The 18,809-nt window shown below is 55.4% G+C and carries 13 protein-coding genes and 1 pseudogene; 11 read left to right on the top strand and 3 right to left on the bottom strand.

What is annotated here, in order from left to right:
- Positions 1-79: 79 nt before the first annotated feature.
- The gene (locus ET464_RS12475) at positions 80-553 is read left to right on the top strand and encodes an SRPBCC family protein (protein ID WP_129441346.1); all 474 of its coding nucleotides are present in this window, start codon (positions 80-82) and stop codon (positions 551-553) included.
- 90 nt (positions 554-643) lie between these two features.
- On the opposite strand, the gene ET464_RS12470 is transcribed toward ET464_RS12475, so the two are convergent.
- Positions 644-2,110 (bottom strand): PhoX family protein, encoded by a 1,467-nt coding sequence (locus ET464_RS12470; protein ID WP_129444348.1) that lies wholly within the window; start codon positions 2,108-2,110, stop codon positions 644-646.
- Positions 2,111-2,318: 208 nt separating this feature from the next.
- Between ET464_RS12470 and ET464_RS12465 the strand changes: the two genes are divergently transcribed.
- The 8 genes from ET464_RS12465 (at position 2,319) to ET464_RS12430 (ending at position 12,584) form a co-directional block, all read left to right on the top strand.
- Positions 2,319-2,783 carry a GNAT family N-acetyltransferase gene (locus tag ET464_RS12465; protein ID WP_129441344.1) on the top strand — a complete coding sequence of 155 codons (465 nt, stop codon included), beginning with the start codon at positions 2,319-2,321 and terminating at the stop codon, positions 2,781-2,783.
- Between the two features lie 39 nt (positions 2,784-2,822).
- Entirely contained in the window at positions 2,823-3,347 is a 525-nt protein-coding gene (locus tag ET464_RS12460) for a phage tail protein (protein WP_129441342.1), read from the top strand.
- Positions 3,348-3,386: 39 nt separating this feature from the next.
- Complete coding sequence (locus tag ET464_RS12455) at positions 3,387-3,899, top strand: phage tail protein (protein ID WP_129441340.1); 513 nt, start codon at positions 3,387-3,389, stop codon at positions 3,897-3,899.
- A 21-nt stretch (positions 3,900-3,920) separates the two neighbouring features.
- The gene (locus ET464_RS12450; protein WP_129441338.1) at positions 3,921-4,451 is read left to right on the top strand and encodes a phage tail protein; all 531 of its coding nucleotides are present in this window, start codon (positions 3,921-3,923) and stop codon (positions 4,449-4,451) included.
- A 43-nt stretch (positions 4,452-4,494) separates the two neighbouring features.
- A complete protein-coding gene (locus tag ET464_RS12445) occupies positions 4,495-7,185 on the top strand; it encodes a choice-of-anchor Q domain-containing protein (protein ID WP_129441336.1) in 2,691 nt (896 codons plus the stop codon).
- Positions 7,161-10,694 (top strand): S-layer homology domain-containing protein, encoded by a 3,534-nt coding sequence (locus ET464_RS12440; protein WP_129441334.1) that lies wholly within the window; start codon positions 7,161-7,163, stop codon positions 10,692-10,694. Before ET464_RS12445 ends, ET464_RS12440 begins: the two co-directional genes overlap by 25 nt.
- A gap of 511 nt (positions 10,695-11,205) precedes the next feature.
- Positions 11,206-12,045 carry an HAD family hydrolase gene (locus tag ET464_RS12435; protein WP_129441332.1) on the top strand — a complete coding sequence of 280 codons (840 nt, stop codon included), beginning with the start codon at positions 11,206-11,208 and terminating at the stop codon, positions 12,043-12,045.
- Between the two features lie 95 nt (positions 12,046-12,140).
- Entirely contained in the window at positions 12,141-12,584 is a 444-nt protein-coding gene (locus tag ET464_RS12430) for an SRPBCC family protein (protein WP_165279992.1), read from the top strand.
- A 268-nt stretch (positions 12,585-12,852) separates the two neighbouring features.
- Here ET464_RS12430 and ET464_RS12425 read toward each other — a convergent pair whose 3' ends face one another.
- Positions 12,853-14,034, bottom strand: coding sequence for an alpha/beta hydrolase (locus ET464_RS12425; protein ID WP_129441328.1), 1,182 nt, complete (start codon positions 14,032-14,034; stop codon positions 12,853-12,855).
- A gap of 408 nt (positions 14,035-14,442) precedes the next feature.
- Between ET464_RS12425 and ET464_RS12420 the strand changes: the two genes are divergently transcribed.
- On the top strand, positions 14,443-15,186 hold the full coding sequence (locus ET464_RS12420) for an IclR family transcriptional regulator (RefSeq protein WP_129441326.1): 744 nt from the start codon (positions 14,443-14,445) through the stop codon (positions 15,184-15,186).
- Between the two features lie 143 nt (positions 15,187-15,329).
- Positions 15,330-15,788: a signal peptidase II gene (gene lspA / locus ET464_RS12415; RefSeq protein WP_129444346.1), complete on the top strand. Its 459-nt coding sequence runs from the start codon at positions 15,330-15,332 to the stop codon at positions 15,786-15,788.
- A gap of 154 nt (positions 15,789-15,942) precedes the next feature.
- Here the strand turns inward: lspA and acnA are convergent.
- Positions 15,943-18,656: pseudogene (acnA, locus tag ET464_RS12410) on the bottom strand (aconitate hydratase AcnA).
- Positions 18,657-18,809 lie beyond the last annotated feature (153 nt).

The following is an 18,809-nucleotide window of genomic DNA, read 5'->3' as shown; positions in this document are numbered from 1 at the left end:
ATAGCTAAAGCTGGTGAATGGAAGGCTGCCTACGGCAGCCTTCGTTTTGTATGGGGAGAAGAGGAGGCTGCTTTGCGGTATGGTCAAAATTGAGACGGGCATTTGGATTGATGCGCCGGTTGAGGTTTGTTTTGATCTGGCGAGAGACATCGGGGTTCATACGCAAACAACGTGGCCGTTTACGAAGGAGCGCGCGATTGCCGGAGTCACTTCGGGCATGATCGGAGACGGGGAGACGGTAACGTTTCAAGCAACTCATTTTGGCGTGCGGCAAAAGCTGACTTCGCTTGTAAGCGAATACCGCCGTCCGTATGTTTTTGTCGATTCGATGCAGCGCGGCGCGTTTAAGAGCTTGCGCCATGAGCATTATTTTGAACCGTCGGGAAGCGGGACGCGCCTGAGGGACGTCTTGTATTTGGAAGCGCCGCTTGGACCGCTGGGCTGGCTCGCGGAACGCCTTGTGCTGAGGACATACATGAGGCGTTTCTTGGAATACCGCAACCGCGGGCTTAAGCAGCTGGCAGAGCAGCGGATTGCACCGCAGCGGCGATAGCCCCCGCCGGCAGGTCAGAGAATGCAGTAATGCCAATAATTGTAGAGCAAAACAAAAGGTCAGCCGGGATATTCCGGCTGACCTTTTGTTCTAGCTGTTGCGGATAGCGATTACGCCTGTCCCTTGTACCGACGTAAATAAGGTGCTCCCCGGTCCAAATGCCGGAGCGGCAAATATGCCTTTTACCGGCGCGTACGCAAAAGCTTCCGCTTGGCCCAAGGAAGCTCCGGAAGGCGCCAGCACAAGCAGTGCATTATTGCCAAAGGAGGCATACGCTCCTTCATGCATATGCCCCTGCGGAATCGCAGTAGCGAGCCACAGCCGCCCTTCCGTATCAAACGCCAGCGAGCGGGGCGAACTGAAGCCGCTCAAACGGCTGCCGGATACGGCAAGGTCGGACTCGAACCGTTCTGCTCCGGCGTCGCTGTCCTTCTCCGCCAGACGCAGTACGCTGCCAAAGCCGTGGCCGTTAGCCGCGCTTCCTGTTTGCGCGATAAACAGCGACTGGTCCGCCGGATGAAGCGCCAGGCCAAAAGCCTGCTCCAGAACGGTTGCGCCAAGCACAAGCGCAGCTTCCTGCGCATAGACGAGCACATCCGCTTGTTCCCGGATATCTTCAAGCAAATCCTCGCGCAGCCGGCTGGCTGCCGCCGGCATTTGGAATGCCGGGTCGGACAGCTTGCCGCGCACAGCGTCAGCCGTCAGCTCGATCCAGCTGCCGCGGCCCAAATCGGCTGCATACAGCTTGCCGGATTCGAGCAGTTCAGCGTTTTCTTTGCCGCGCGCGGCGTCATATTGGCCGCTGCTTACGAATTTGAATAAAGTCAATCCGCTGCACATATAGACGGCAACCCGCTTGCTGCGGGTAATCGCTGCAACGGCATCGCCGCGGGTAAAGCGGCCGAGCGCCGTATGCTTGCGCACGGCAAAGCGGCTGTCCGCCGGATCTGCCTCGGCGATCCAGCCCGTAGCCGAAGGGGCAATGCCGGCTTTGACTGCGCCCGCATCGGCTGCTTGTTCGCCGGCCAGCGCCGTTCCCCAAGGCGTCCGGCCGCCGGAACCGTTGCTCCATAGTCCTTGTACGGCCGCTGCGCTGTGAAGCGCCTTGGACCCGCTTGCCGGTCCGGTCAGCCGAACACGTTCGGTTGCTGTTATGCGGCGCTGGCTCACAGCGCTCCACGCGCCCCGGCCGGGTGCCCGTTTCACGGATAATACGGAGATGCCGCGTTCGTCTTGCGGAGCATCCGCCGGATGGCTTACCCACAACAGCTCTTCTTGGCCGGAATCGGCCGGAACGGCCCAATACCCGATATAGCCGGCGCCGCTGCTCGCCAAGGAGTCGAATGCATAACCAGCCGGTACGGCCAGTTTATTTGCCGTTTGCGGCTGCAGAGCCGGAAACGGCAAAGCGGCGGGCAGGCCAAGCAGCTTTCCGGCAGAAGCTTCGGCGGTTTCCAGCAATGGAGTGAGTCCCGTTGATGCTGCAGCCAAGGCGGCGGTGCCGGTGCCGATCATGGCCAGAAAGGAACGGCGGGAAACTTCTTTATTAGGGTTCATAGGTACCTCCCAAAGGTCCGACTCGAATCATTGTGCTTGTCTAGTCTAGCAATAAGATAGCATATTATGGTTCTTAATGAATCTATTTTTGGATAAAAATAGTTTTAATTCGCCAGTTTTCGAGATATGATGACATAAAAGGCTGCAAGCCGCCGTTCTTGCAGGGACTAGAATGGTTAAGAACGGCGGATGAGCAAGGGGGAACAAGATGATCGGGCGGCTGCCGGTTTCGGCAGATATTATTTTTTTGGAACGGCTTTATTATGAAACGAGGCGCGGGGAAATGGAGCAGTGGGGCTTCGCTCCCCAGCAATTAGCGGAGATCGTGAAGCTTCAATTTAGAGCACGGGAGCTGGCTTATCAAACGAATTATCCGGGCAGCGAATGCCGTATCATCAGCGACGACGGACAGCCGGTTGGCGCATACCGGGTCTATTATGGGACAGACGCAATCAGGCTGGTCGATATTGCGCTGCTGCCGGCTGCGAGAGGCGGGGGCATTGGGACAAGCCTGCTGCGCATGCTCCAAGACCAGGCCAGGCAAAGACAGTTGCCGCTTCGGCTGAGTGTGGACAATGGCAATACCCGGGCACGGCTGCTGTACGAAAGACTGGGGTTCCAGGTTGTACAGGAAGGGGAGCTGTACAGCGAAATGAACTGGCCGCCCCAATAAACCGGCACCCTTGGATATAACCAAAAGGAGGATCATGCAATGGCAGATTCGTATACAGGCGAAATTCGCATGTTTGCAGGCAATTATGCCCCTGTAGGATGGATGTTTTGCGACGGGCAGCTGCTATCTATAGCAGAAAATAGTGTGCTGTATTCGCTCATTGGCACGACATACGGCGGAGATGGCGTAAACACGTTTGCTTTGCCGGATTTGAGAGGCAGGGCGCCTGTCCACCAAGGCAATTACCAGGGCAGCAGCTTTACGATTGGGCAAGCCGGCGGAACGGAGACAGTTGCGCTGACTATTAACCAGCTTCCTGCGCACAGCCATAGTTTCCTTACGCAAACGAAGCAGGGCAATACTAGCAATCCGAGTCAAGCGTCTCCGGCTATGTCCTCGCTTGCCTTTTATACAGAAGCAGCACCGGCCCCTGCGGTGAACGGCCAAATGATGGCTGGGGCGATCAGCCCGGCCGGAGGCAGCCAGTCGCATAACAACATGATGCCGTATGTCGGCATTCATTTCATTATTTCGTTAAACGGCATTTTTCCTCCACGTTCTTAATGAACGGCACACATTCCACGACGAAAGGAGAACTGGTGAATGAGCGATCAGTTTCTCGGTGAAATCCGGCTGTTTACCCTCTCGTACGTGCCATTGGGATGGGCGTCCTGTGACGGCCAGCTATTGCGAATCGAACAAAATGAGGCGTTATTTTCCTTATTGGGCACGACATACGGGGGAGACGGCGTTACAACCTTTGCGCTCCCGGACTTCCGCGGCAAAGTTCCCCTGCATGCTGGCGGGAGTTATACGCAGGGCCAGCAAGGCGGCGAGCAGACGCATACGTTAACGATGAACGAAATGCCCATTCATACGCATACCGTTCAAGCTTCATCGGCACCGGCCGCGTTATCTTCGCCGCAAGGCGCGACATGGGGGGCAACCGCCGTCAGCGCGTATCATACATCGGGACCTAGCGGCGGCACGGCCGGGACGATGTCCTTTTCCGCGGTCGGACAGACGGGCGGCACACAGGCGCATAACAATATGCAGCCTTATCTCGTATTTAATTTTTGCATCGCTGTCACAGGTATATATCCGTCACGGAATTAGAAGAAAGGAGCTGAGATTTGTATGGAGCCGTTTCTTGGCGAGATTCGTATGTTTGCCGGTAATTATCCTCCAAGAGGCTGGGCATTGTGCAACGGTCAATTGCTTGCGATTTCGCAAAATACAGCGTTATTTTCCATATTAGGAACGACATACGGCGGCGATGGCAGAAGCAACTTCGCATTGCCGAATTTGCAGGGAAGTATACCGGTCCATCCGGGCCAAGGCCCCGGACTGTCCACGCGATGGCTTGGCGAAACAGGAGGAAGCCCGTCGGAGAGCCTGCTCAATTCGGAAATCCCGCAACATGCCCATACCTTAAATTACGGCGATTCGGCTGTGCCGCAAAGCGCTCCGAACGGAGCTTTGCCTTCGGCTACGCGGGGAAGAAGAGCGCCGCTTGCCTATGTCGCCGGCCAGGCGGGCCAAGCTGTAACGTTGCATCCGCAAACGATCGCGCTTGCAGGCGGATCCCTGCCTCATAACAATATGCAGCCTTATTTGACAGTCAATTTTATTATTGCGCTAAGCGGGATATTCCCGCCCCGATCATAAGCAAGGTTGCTTTATTTATGACCAAAAGGCAGGGAGGTTTGTTATGAAGCGGTTTGAAAACAGGCATCACAAACGGTTTTGGACGGTGATGACTGCGGTTGTCGTGCTTCTTGCAGCAGCTGGTTTAGGAACGGCCCGGTACATTTCGGCTGATCCCGAAACGGTTACCGTCTCGGATACAGCCGGGTTAAGAAACGCGCTCGCCAGCGGCAGCGCGGCGGTCATCAAGCTGGATGAAGGCGTCTATTCCTTAGGCGGAACCCCGCTTGTTATTAACCGCGGCGTTACGGTTATCGGCGCAGGAGGCAACCGTGAAGGCGACGCCGCCAAAACGAAAATCGTACAGAACGGGACGGACAGAGCCGTCATTATTAATGATGCGCTGAATGATACGTTTGCCGATGTTTCGCTAGAGGCGCTGACCGTAACGGGCGGGAAGGCTGCAGCTGCGGATGAGTCTTTTGGCGGCGCTGGCATTTTGGCGGATACAGGCACTTCTGCTTTATCGCTTTACAATGTTACCGTATCGGATAATAATGGCGGGGCTAACGGCGACGGAGGCGGCTTGTTTGTATCCGGTCTGGAAGGCGGCAAGCTGAAGCTGGACAGAGTAACGGTTGCGAATAATGTGACACAGGCCGGAGGCGGCGGTTTATATGTAGAAGGCGACATGGACGTCTCCATCACCCGTTCGGCGTTTGACCATAATACAGCCGGCAGCCGTCCGGGCGGCGGCGTGGACATTGTACCGGCTTCTGCAGCCGGTGCGGGTCCGGTGACCATTACCGACAGCGCGTTTATCGGCAATGCAGCCACGGGCAACAACGGCGGCGGATTAAATGTGAACGTGGCGGCCATCACCGTTCAAAATACGACGTTTAGCGGCAACAGCGCCCAATATGGCGGCGGCATTGTATCTTCCGCCGGCAATGGCGGTTCGGCCGTGCCGGTATTCGACCATATAACAGTTGCCGAAAACAGCAGCTTCCAGGAGGGCGGCGGTCTTTATATTGCTGGCGGCAGCGTACAGCTGACCGGGTCCATTGTTTCAGGCAATACGACGGCAAACCCGGCTTATGCCGCCAATGCCGACATCGCCAAAGACCAGACTGCGCCGCTGCTTGATCCTGCCCGCAACGGCTACAACGTCGTGTACCATGCCCAAAATATGTTTGCACCCGGTGCAAGCAGCAGCAAGCTTGGCGCAGATGCGGGATTAGGGGCGATTGGCGATCATGGCGGCTTTACGCCAACGTACGCTTTGCAGCCGGACAGCCCGGCAATCGGCATCGGCGGAACCGCTTCGCTGGTATATGATCAGCGCGGGTTCCCAAGGATGACCGGGGAACCGTCCGCCGGCGCTTATGAAATGCTGCAGGCGGCCGCACGGTACGGCAGCAGCTACTCCACCGCATGGAATGTACAGGATGGTGCAGCTGCTGTCACGGTACAGCTGGCCAGCGAATCCGTGCCGGGGCTGATTACGTCCTCTTCGATCACTTCCGGAGGCACGGCAAGAACATTTAACGCCGTTTCGAGCCCGGATAAAGCGGGACGCGCGATATTTACCGTTCAGGCCACGAGACAGGTCGGCGGCACAACGATGACGATTCCGGGAACCTTCGTGCTGGATCTGGTTCCGCTTCCGGATGTGGCTGCGGCGATCAGCATGCCGGCGGACGTCTACCAGGGACAAGCCGATGTACCGATTACGGTAACGGTCCGGAACGCGGGCACCAAAGATACGTCAGGTGAAGTGAAAGCAGTTGTGACGATTCCGGCAGGCCTAATGATTACGAGCGCGGATGTGCCGTCCAATTGGACGAAATCCTCGGCAGGCGGGACTTATACATTCTCCACGACAGCATCGCTTCCAGCCGGTTCCAGCGCAGTCTTTACGCTTCACGGTTCGGTTAGCGAGACCGCGGCCGGTGCCGGACAAGCCTCGGTAACGGCAAACGGCGGCGGAGAAGCGGCGGAAGATGGAGGCAACAATAACGCTTCGTCTTCATATGCTGTCCATGAAATTCCGCAGGTCATTTCGGTTGCTGCACCAGATCCGGGTTATTACAAAAAAGGCGATGAACTGCTGTTTAACGTTCAATATGACCGGGCTGTGCAAGTAACGGGCCATCCATCTCTGCTGCTGTATATCGGCAGTTCAACCGTAGAAGCGGCTTATAAGGCAGGCAGCGGGACAAGCCAGCTGCAGTTCGCCTATTCGATCACGGACGGTTTGGCGGATTATGACGGAATTAGCCTAGGCACTGCGATTCAGCTGAACGGAGCAATTTTGGAAAGTTTGGAGCATGCGCCGGCAAGCTTGACGTTAAATAGCGTGTCCAACACGAGCGGTGTTGTAATTGACGCGCAGGCGCCTTCGTCAACCGCTGTTGCGCTTCCCGTTAACGGTTACTACAAATCGGGAGACACGCTGAATTTTGTTCTTCATTGGAACGAGAAGATTAAGGTAAGCGGACAGCCGTCCATTCCTGTTCAAATTGGCGGGACAACGGTGCAGGCGGTGTTTACGGCTTTGTCGCCCGCACAGGACGAGGCTGCCTTCACTTATACGGTACAAGCCGCTGATGATGACCCGGATGGCATTACATTAGACGGCAGCATTATGCTGAACGGAGGGTCTATAACGGACCTGGCGGGAATACAGCGAACCTGGCCGTACCGTCAGCAGATGCGTCAGGCATCAAAATGGATACACAAGCGCCGCAGCTGAACAACGTCAGCGTTCCGGCAGACGGTTACTACCAGACGGGGAGTACGCTGATTTTTCAAGCGTCGTTCAGTGAGCCGGTAACGGTTGTTACAGCAGGCGGAACACCACGCATTGGGCTGACGGTAGGCGGACAGACACGATATGCCGTTTATGCCGGCGGCACCGGAACAAATTTGCTGTTATTCAGCTACGCCATTCAAGCAGGGGATGAAGATAAGGACGGCATTGCATTCCTGAATCCGGCAGCCGGGCTTATGGATATGAACGGGGCAGTTGTTCGGGACGGGGCAAACAACAATGCTGTCGTGACGGGATTCCCGGTTCCGGATGTCTCCGGGATTAAGATTGATACGAATCCCCCTGCAATTGTATCGGCAGCGGTTAACCCGGGAACGTATCTGGCAGGAAGCAAGCTTTCGTTTGCATTAACGTTCACCGAGCCGGTTACGGTAACCGGTACGCCCAAGCTTAGTTTTACCATCGGCACAGATCCGTTCCAGGCCGATTATATAAGCGGCAGCGGCACAAATAAGCTTATATGGGAATTTGCGCTGCCTTCAGGACTGCTGGACGAAAACGGCATTCAGCTGGCTGGTTCGCTGCTGTCCGGCGGAGCCATTACGGATGAAGCGGGCAATGCGGCATTATATTCGCTGCCGGAGCCGCTGGATTTGGCCGATGTTAAGGTGGATACGATCATTCCGAGAATCGTTTCCGTTACGGCTGACCCGGCAGCAGGCGGCTACTACCGCGCCGGTGATTCATTATCGTTTAGCGTTACATTCGACCGGAATGTCACCGTCTCAGGCGGGGCAGGCGATGAACCAAAGCTGCCGTTCCAGCTGGGGCTTAACCATCAGAGCGCCCATTATGTATCGGGCAGCGGCAGCTCCGTGCTGACATTTGCTTATACAGTTGCGGCAGGCGACGGTAATGGAGAAACGGCGGATTTGTCGGATTCGAACGCCCTTCTGCCTGGCGGAGCGGCAATCCAAAGCGCCAGCGGCAATCCGGCATCGCTTTCGCTGGCGGGCACAGGGCTTTTATCCAATGTGAAAGTGGATTCAACAGCCCCTTCCATAACCGGGATTCAACTTCCGGTTAAAACGTATGCCGCGGGCGACACGCTTGTTATAACGCTTCAGGCGAGCGAAAATGTTCAAGTGACCGGCCAGCCGTCCCTTCCGCTCTTTATCGGAGTGAACGGGGAAGCGGGCACGGAGCGGCTGGCCGCCTATGACACTGCTGCTTCCAGCGCTAACGAGCTGGTATTCCGTTATGCCATTGCAGCAGGCGACTTGGACACGGATGGCATCAGCTACGGGGCGCTGGCCTTGAACGGCGCTGTCATTACGGATGAGGCAGGCAATCCGCTGGCCGGTCCGCTGCCGGCGGCCGATTGGTCGTCTATTCAAGTCGATACCATTAATCCGGTTGTGAAACAATTGGATATCCAAGATTCGTCGGGTGCTCCGGCCGCTGGCCCTTATAAAGCAGGGGAGCAGCTTCAGTTTACGCTGCCGCTCAGCAAAACGGTCAATGTGGACCTTGCCGGCGGCACACCAAGCTTAACGTTGCAGTTTGACGGCAAAACGTCCAGCGCAGCATATGCCGGAGGTTCCGGCTCATTGTCTCAGCTTGTGTTCGCTTATACAGTAGCGGCAGGCGACAATACAGACGGGTTGTCCGTCCTGGCGATAGAGCTGAACGGAAGCTCGGCAAAAGATGCCGCAGGCAATCCGCTGATCTTGACGGTTCCAGGGGGCGGTACAACGGCTGTGAAGCTGGATACGACGCCGCCGGCAGCGCCGGTCTTTACCCTTCCGGATGGCGCCAAGCTCAGCTACGATGCCGTTATTTTGAGCGGCACGGCTGAAGCGGGAGCAACCGTCGAAGTGATCAACGGCACGGATACGGGCACAACAACAGCGGCGTCTGACGGCAGATGGTCCGTTTCGTTTACTGGCTTGGCCGAAGGGACGGCTGCATTCACAGCAACGGCAGTGGATGAAGCGGGCAACAGGAGCGGTACATCTGCCATTACAGCGGTTGTTTCTCCAAAATTGGCGTTTGGCCATACGTCATACAGTCTCCGTGAAGGAGAAACCGGAGATTTGACCGTCCAGGCGCTTCATGCTGATGGTACAGCTGACGATGTAACCGGAGCTGTAACGTTCAGCACAGGAGATTCAACGATAGCAGCGGTTGAATCGGCGAAGCTGAAAGGCGTCTCGCCAGGCACAACGCTTGTTACGGCATTGTGGCAAGGCTTATCGGCGACGGCAGATGTTACTGTTACACGCAGCGCAGGAGGCAGCGGCGGCACCACGGCATCTTATAAGCTGTCGGTAACGGTTGACGGCAAGCCTGTACAGCTGACAATAGCTGCACAGGACATCGTATCGGGCCTGATTACGCTTAATCTCAACGGGCAATCTTCCGCTTCGCTCACATTAAGCAGACAACTGCTTGACGAGTGGCTGGGCATCAATGGCGGGCTGGTTGTGGACATGAAACTTGCCGCAGGATCGGTGCAGCTGAAGCTTCGCGATTTGCTGGAACAAGCGGCAGCTTCAGCAGGCTCCCCGCAAATGGTGCAGGGGTTATCGTTGTCCATGGCGCAGGCCGATCCAAGCCAGATCAGTTCGGCTCAGCAGGCATTAATCCGCAGCGGTGCTGAAGCGATATCGGCTCCGGTATGGTACAAAGCCGGTTATACCGATGAAGCCGGCAGCCAGTATTCGCTTGCCGGCCTGACCGGGTATATGAAACGCACCTTTGCGATTGGCAGCGCCAAACCGCTTTATGGTTCAACGGTTGTAAGATGGGATGCAGCTGCAGGGGCGTTCCAATTTGTTCCGGCTGTCTTTAAACAAGTCGGCGGCATATGGACGGCCGAGCTTAAAGACCTTGGAACGGGCTTATATATAGCTGTATCTCACCCGGTTTCGTTTGCCGATACGGCGCAGCACTGGGCGGACAGCGATATTTCGCTGCTTGCATCCATGTTTGTAGTTAACGGAGACACGCAAGGGAAATTTAATCCGAATGCTTCGATTACACGCGCTGAATTTGCCGCGCTTATAACCAGAGTGCTTGGACTGGAGGGAGGCTCCTTCGGCAGCTCGTCTTCCTTTACAGATGTCCAGGACGCAAGCTGGTATGCGAATGCTATTCGTGCAGCGGCAGCTGCTGGCATTATAACCGGGTATGAGGATGGTGGCTTTCATCCCAACGCTGCGGTTTCCCGTCAAGAAATGGCGGTGATGCTGCTGCGGGCCATCCATTTTGCAGGGGCTGACGCTTCATCCGGAACTTCAGCCGTTACGTTCCACGACGGCACCCACATTGCCGGCTGGGCCGCGGAGTCCGTTGCGCAAGCTGCGCAGCTTGGTTTAATCAAAGGCGATTCCAGCGGCGCTTTTCGTCCGTCGGATCATGCGACACGCGCCGAATCGGCAGCGATGCTGCTCCGGCTGATGCGTTACGCAGGTTTATCGCCTTGGTAATCATTTAGAAGAGATCCCTTTCGGTTACCCGAAAAGGGACAAGGCACTGTATCCGCCTAATCCCTTTCGGTTACCCGAAAAGGGACAAGGCATTGTGTTTGCCTGATCCCTTTCGGTTACCCGAAAAGGGACAAGGTATTGTGTTTGCCTGATCCCTTTCGGTTACCCGAAAAGGGACAAGGCACTGTATCCGCCTAATCCCTTTCGGTTACCCGAAAAGGGACAAGGCATTGTATTTGCCAGATCCCTTTCGGTTACCCGAAAAGGGACAAGGCATTGTATTTGCCAGATCCCTTTCGGTTACCCGAAAAGGGACAAGGCATTGTATTTGCCAGATCCCTTTCGGTTACCCGAAAGGGATTTTAAGTTAGTGGCTTTGTGCGGCGGGCGCGGGCAAGTAGGCAATCCTATTTTTGTGGGCTATACTAGAAAACATTCGAGAAACAGGACAGGCCGGATCGTTCACCGGGCGGCTTACAGTCCGGAATGGTGCGGAGACAAGGGAGGACATATGACGGTAAAAGCTTATGTGACCGATTTGGACGGCACATTATTGCATTCGGATCAGACGGTATCCGAATATACGCAGGAAGTGGCGGCCAAGCTGCAGGAACAGGGAATTATTTTTACTTATGCAACGGCTAGAAGCTACACGAGCTCGAACAAAGCAGCCGGCGTCATTTCTTGGAAGGAGCCGTTTATTTTATACAACGGGGCGCTGATATACGACAGTATTGCAGGGCAAGTGATCGACGGCTACTGGCTGGACAGCGAGATGACGAACCGGATTATGGGTGTCGGCCGCAAGCATGGCATTACGCCGCTGTTATTTACACTGGATGAGGACAGCGGAGAATGTGTGCTTCATGAACGGCTGGAGCGGGAAGGCGATTTAAAATTCCGGGAGAGCCGGAAAGGAGACCCGCGTTTCCAGGAGAGGGAACAGCTTGTATGTCCTGACGGCCACCGTACGCTGACGGTGACGTACATTGGGCTTCGCGAAGAGCTGGAACCGATTTTGCAGGAAGTGACAGATGTTTGCGGACCGCTGGTGCATGCTCATTTTATGAAAGATTATTATATCGAACATCATTATTTCCTCGAATTCAGCCACGCGTATGCGAATAAAAAAGAAGGGCTGAAGCTGTGGGCCAAGCATATGGGCATCAGTCCCGGCGATATAACGGTATTTGGGGATAACCTCAATGACCGCGGATTGTTTGAAGCCGCCGGCACAAAAGTTGCTGTGCGCAATGCGCATGATGCGATAATTGCAATGGCGGATGTCATTACCGGCAGCAACAATGAAGACGGGGTCGCCAAATATTTAGCGGATAAGCTTTTGCGTTAAACCGGCTTGTCCCCGCTTATTTATGGGAAAGCTAAATAGATGCCGTGACAACTCTTTTAGAATGAACAATGTATGATGGGATGGAGTGGACTTATATGGCAAAGCCATTGGTTGTTCAAGTAGAGATTGGAATTGATGCGCCGGCCTCCAAGGTGTGGAGTGTGCTGGTCAAGCCGGAATATATCAAGCAATGGGATGAGGTTCCGGATGATTTTACAGAAGCAAGCTTGCAGCTGGGCACGGAGATGGTATGGCATTTGGAGCACGATGAATATACCAAGCTGACCGTAACGGCATTTGATCCGGAAAAAATGCTGCGCACCTCGCTTTATGTATCCGCATGGGAGGAAGCGGGCGAACTGAACGAAGACGATATCGGCTATACGTATACGCTGACCGAGCTGGACGGGGGTACGCTGCTGAACATATCCATCGGGGATTTTGCCAAGCTGGCGTCGGAAGGGCAGCCGTATTATGAGGCGACTATCGGATTCGCTCAGGAAGCGGCGCACACCATTAAGCAGCTCGCTGAGCAGTAATACATGCTCTGGCGCATGGCGCAGGCGGGGGGAGCGCAGCCCCAGCCTGCATTAACGTCGGCAATGGCCGGCAGCAGCCCATTTGAAGGCAGTGCCGTTCCAAACTGCGGTGCGCCGCGCTTTGTGCGCGCCAATCAAACAAGGCTCCGGCAATTCGTGCCGGAGCCTTGTTTGATTGGCGCTGAGTGCGGGGATAACATCAGCCGATTTGCATAAGCGTGCCTAGCGCTGCGAGCCGTAAACCGTGTAAGCTGAATCGGAAGCGGCATTAAGCTGCATCTCCGTCGCGGCTGCCTGCGTCAGCGGCAGCTTGCACCGCTTGTGCAGGCGCGGGAGCGTCTTGGTTTTGCTGCAAACCATGCTGCTGGCCTACAGCATCCAGAAAAGCGGCTGCACGGGCAATGTATTCGTCAGGATGCACCTGGAAAACAAGCTCATGTTTGCCGCCGGGCACAATCCATGAACGGGAAAGCGCGTTTTTTTGCTCCCCGGCAATCCGTTCCGCGGTTTGGTAGCTTGCTTTTTCATCATCGGTTCCATGAATGATATAAATCGGGATATCGTAAGCCTGCTGCAGCACTTCCGGCGCCGGGAGGCTGCTCAGCGATGTTCCCGACCAGATCGGCATCATCGTCTCGAGAAGCGGGATCGCCGGATAACGCGGCAGGTTAATAAAATTGGTTATATTATGATACAGCGTTTCTGCGCTTGTCAGGAACAAGCTGTCCAGGATAAGCGCATCAATCTCATCGGTTTTTAACGCCGTTTGCAGAGCGGTGCCCGCTCCCATCGAAAATCCCCAAACCACAACCTCGTCGGCGCCTTGCGATTTGGCGTATTGGACAGCCGCAAGCAGCTCTTCGGATTCTTCCGCCCCGCCGGTCGCGGGCGCTTTATGGGTTTTGGACGCGTAACCGTAATCGAATAAAAGCACATTGTAATCCATGTCGTGCACAATGCTTGCGAGCTTATACATCGGAACCCAAGATTCTTCGCGGTTCGTACCGTAGCCGTGGCTGAACACGATCGTTTTGGATAAGCCTGCTGCCGCGCTGCCGTTTGCAGCGGCATTCCCGTTGTTCAAAGCGGCCGTGTGGACGCGGCTCGAAGCCGGGCCCGGGCTGCCTCCTGCCGGAATATACCAGCCGTTAACGATGGTCCGCCCGCTTGCGCTTGGAAATTCAACGTCGATATAATCGAGACCAATCGCTTCTTTCGGATTGGAAGCAAGCGGAGCAACCGGCGGATAGGAAAGCATATAGGAAAGCAGCCCCATGACGCCTGCAAATAACAGCAACACCGCTGTTGAGAAAATAATCAGCACCTTGCCCCATCGCTGCATTCGCCGTTTTAATTTCAGATCAAGGCGGGGCGCAACAGATTCCGGAAATAACAGCGGAAGTCCGCCATCCATTGAAGCAGGAGTAATCATGGTAGAATGAGTGCTCATCGGCAACGCTCCTCTCGCGGCAAAGGTGTGCTATGAAATAAAAAATGGCGTCTCCCATGAAAGCGCTTCCTATACTAGTGTTAATTAACGATTGCTAGACCCTTATAGCGGTATTTGTGGCTGCCGAAACAGGTACAAGCGAAACGTTGTTTAACAAATCCGGAACCGGATAGGGAGAGGGCTTACGGGAGAGGATAAACGGATGTTTCTAGTTCTTTTATCGTATGCCGATAGGCGGAGCCTGTCAATTAGCGTCGACAATATGTAAATGCTTTGTAATATGACTGTAATGTTGGACAGTGCCGCTCGAAGGGCTTTACGGACGCAGCGCCAATCAAGTATACTAAAAATGAGAATTGGTCTCACTCTATGAAACTCGTGGAAAATATTAGCTGGGAGGCGCAGAGGGTGGAGGAAGGGAAAACGACAGTACGTGCGGTTGACCGCGCGCTTGATATATTGCTTTGTTTTACGTCGGGAACGGATCTCGCAATGACGGAAATAGCCGAAAAGGTGGGCTTGCATAAAAGCACCGTCCACCGGCTGCTTGCAACGCTGGAGGAGAAAGGTTTCCTTGAGCGCAACCCTATGACGGAGCGGTACCATCTGGGGTTGAAAGTATGGGAACTGTCCGCGCATCTGTCGCGTTCCGACGACCCGGCTACGTTATGGCTGCCGGAAATGGAGCGGCTGCGCGACCAGCTGGGCGAGACAGTCAGCATTTATGTCCGCGACGGGATGGAGCGGATACGCATTCAGGCGGTGCAAAGCAACCAGGCGGTACGCCGGGTTGCGCCGGTTGGCGCAAGGCTTCCGCTGTATGCCGGCGCATCGAGCAAAGTGCTGATCGCCTTTGCAGCGCCGGATGTGCAGGAGCAGATCCTGAACCAGAAGGAATGGCAAACTTTTGTAGATAATTCGCTGTACCGTAAGCAGCTGGAGGAAATCGCAGCGCAAGGGTACGCAACCAGCTTTGAAGAACGGGAGACGGGGGCGGCCGCCGTCTCGGCGCCGATTATGAACCGCAACGGCCAGCTGGAGGCCGCATTATCGGTATCGGGTCCGGCTAACCGGATGACTAACGAAGTGATGCGTGATTTTGGCCCGGTCGTGGCGGAAGCGGCACGCAGAATGGGAACGATGCTCCGCTAGCTGAGCGGCCGCCGGAAACGCCGCCCTTGTGTTCCGCAGACCTCGAAGAAATCGCTTTCTGATGCCCCAAAACCGCTCTTGAACAATAGGATCGGGTTTGGGGCATCCTATGCAGCGCCGAAAATAGGTGAGGGGTGAGACATTTGTTTTATATCCTGTTGTTATTTGTCATCGCGCTTGACCAAGCCGCCAAGCTGTGGATTCGGTTTCATATGGAGCTCGGAGAATCGATTCCGGTGTGGCGCGGGTTTCAGCTGACCTACATCCATAACTCCGGCGCCATGGGAAGCAGCTTTGAAGGGTACGGCAAGTTTTTTGTCATCCCGGCTGTGCTGATCATAATCGGAACTATTTATTATTTGCATAAAGGCAGGTTGAACGGGGCGGTGACGAAAGCCGGCGCGGCATTGTTTGCCGGCGGCGCCGCCGGAAATGCGATAGACCGCCTTATGTTTGGCGAGGTAACGGATTTTCTCGATGTCGGCAGAGGGATTTCCAATTTTGCAGACCATGCAATCAGCTTAGGGCTGTTGTTCATCATTATACAAGAGCTGATTATCGCCCCTTTGCAAAGAAGAAAAGCTAAACGGCTGTGCCATTAATCGGAGGACGGCCCCAATAAAACGCCCCTTTCGGCAGACGGTTGAAGGAGCTGATCCCTGTTGGACAAACAAGGGACGGCTTTAACCAGTCTGCTGGAAGGGGCGTTTAGGGCTGCAGCTGCGCAAAATTGCGCTGGCAGCTTTTTTCGGGCGGCTATTTCATGCCGGCAATCATTTGCCGGAGCACCGTTTGCAATATGCCTCCATTCCGGTAGTAATCGACGTCTACCATCGAATCCAGCCGGACCGTCACTTGAAAGTCAAATGAGGTGCCGTCCTCATTAGCTGCAGTAACGGCAATCGTATCGCCCGGCATTACATCGTTCGACAAGCCGGATATCGTAAACTTCTCGCGTCCGGTAATACCGAGCGAACGCCAGCTTTGCCCTTCCTTGAATTGCAGCGGCAGCACGCCCATGCCTACCAGATTGGAACGGTGAATCCGCTCGAAGCTTTCGGCAATGACCGCTTTGACCCCCAGCAAATAAGTCCCCTTTGCCGCCCAGTCGCGGGAGCTGCCTGTGCCGTATTCTTTGCCGGCAATGACAACAAGCGGCTGATTCTCTTCCTGATACTTCATGGAAGCATCGTAGATCGACATCACTTCGCCCGTCGGCAAATAGGTGGTGACGCCGCCTTCCGTACCCGGCGCCACCTGGTTGCGGATACGAATGTTGGCGAACGTGCCGCGCATCATCACTTCATGGTTGCCGCGCCGCGAGCCGTAGGAGTTGAAATCTTCACGTTTGACGCCGTGCCGGGTCAAATATTGGCCGGCCGGGCTGTCCGCCTTAATATTGCCTGCTGGGGAGATATGGTCGGTCGTGACCGAATCGCCAAGCAGGGCAAGCACCTGCGCTTCCCGAATATCCTCGATGTCGGCCAGCTTTTCCCCAATAGATGAGAAAAACGGCGGGTTTTGAATGTAGGTGGAGTCCGCATCCCATTCGTAGCTTTCGCCAAGCGGCACCTCAATCGCGTTCCAGCGTTCATTTTGCGAGTAGACGTTGGCGTACTTTTGCCGGAACAGCTCCGGGCTGAGCGCGCTTGCTTCCGCCTCGGCGATTTCCTTCGAAGTGGGCCAAATATCCCGCAAATAAACCGGCTTCTGATGATGGCCGTAGCCAATTGGCTCGCTAACCATATCGATATCCACCGTTCCGGCCAGCGCATAAGCGACGACAAGCGGCGGGGAGGCCAGGTAGTTCGCTTTCACTTGCGCGTGGACACGCCCTTCGAAGTTGCGGTTGCCCGACAGGACGGCTGCGACGGTCAGATCGGATTCGGCAATCGCCCGGCTTACTTCATCGGGAAGCGGTCCGGAGTTGCCGATGCATGTAGCGCAGCCGTATCCGGCCAAGTAGAAGCCAAGCGCTTCCAGCGGCTCCATCAGGCCGGCTTTTTTTAAATAGTCGGTTACGACCAGGGAACCGGGCGTCAGCGAGGTTTTGACGTAAGGCGGTTTGACAAGGCCGAGCTCGACCGCTTTTTTGGCCACCAGCCCTGCGCCCAGCATGACGCTTGGATTGGAGGTATTCGTACAGCTTGTAATCGCGGCAATTACGACGGCACCGGTCCGCATTTCGCTAGTTTGCCCGTCTTTATAAGTTACCGTCACCGAGCGGCCGATTTCTTCATCATGCAGGCCGTAGCCGCCTTTTTCGATCGGGGCGCGCAGCACTTTGCCGAACTGCTCCTTCATGGCGGTCAGCTCCACCCGGTCCTGCGGCCGTTTCGGGCCGGCAAGCGACGGTACGACCGAAGCGAGATCCAGAGTCAGCGTATCGCTGAACACCGGATCGGGCGTATTATCAGTCCGGAACATGTCCTGCGCTTTGTAATACGCTTCAACAAGCCCGATCTGTTCCTCGCTGCGCCCGGTTTGGCGCATATAAGCAAGCGTTTCGCCGTCGACGGGAAAATAACCGACCGTTGCGCCGTATTCCGGCGCCATGTTGGCTACTGTCGCCCGGTCCGCCAAGCTGATATTGGACAAGCCCGGCCCGTAAAATTCTACGAATTTGCCAACGACACCTTTGGCGCGCAGCATTTGGGTCACCGTAAGCGCAAAATCGGTTGCGGTGGCTCCTTCGGCCAGCTTGCCGGTCAGCTTAAAGCCGATAACTTCCGGCGTTACAAAATAAAGCGGCTGCCCGAGCATGCCGGCTTCCGCCTCAATGCCGCCAACCCCCAGCCGACAACGCCAAGCCCGTTGATCATCGTGGTATGCGAGTCCGTGCCAACGAGCGAATCCGGGAATACAAGCTCTTCCCCGCCAACCTTGCGAGTTGCCGCCACAGAGGCGAGAAATTCCAAATTGACTTGGTGCACGATGCCCGTTCCCGGCGGTACAGCCCGAAACTGCTCAAAGGCGGTTTGTGCCCACCGCAAAAAACGGTACCGCTCGCCGTTCCGTTTGAACTCCAGCTTCATATTGTTTTCAAGCGCTTCCGGATTGCCGAAGTCGTCGACCATGACGGAGTGGTCAATGACTAAATCAACGGGAACAAGCGGGTTAATCCGCTTCGGATCGCCGCCGGCTTGCTTAACGGTATCCCGCATGGCCGCCAGATCGACCACTACCGGCACTCCGGTAAAATCCTGCAGCACAATCCGTGCCGGGATAAACGGAATCTCCTTCGGTTCGCGGCCGTTCGCCCAATTGGCCAGCTGCTTCACATGTTCGGCTGTAATCGCCCGGCCGTCAAACTGCCTTACGGCCGCTTCCAGCAGCACTTTAATGGTAAACGGAAGCTTGCTGACCGGACCGGCGCCCTGCTCTTCCAGACCGGCAAGCCGGTAATAGGTGCGTGTTTTTTCGCCAGCCTTTAGCTGCGCCTTCAGGCTTTCGTAAGTTGAACTCGACATAATCGGAATAATCCTCCTAAAAAGTTTTGCGAAGCATGCGCTTCAAAGAAATAAGCGAAACGATTACTGTTCATAATGGGATGCGCCTTTTTGGTACGTCCCTTCGGCGGAAAGTTACATGAATCCGCAGACCGGTTCATATAATGAACCAGT

Source organism: Paenibacillus protaetiae, from assembly GCF_004135365.1.
GTDB classification, from domain to species: Bacteria; Bacillota; Bacilli; order Paenibacillales; family Paenibacillaceae; genus Paenibacillus_AP; species Paenibacillus_AP protaetiae.
This window is presented reverse-complemented; position numbering and strand designations above follow the sequence as displayed.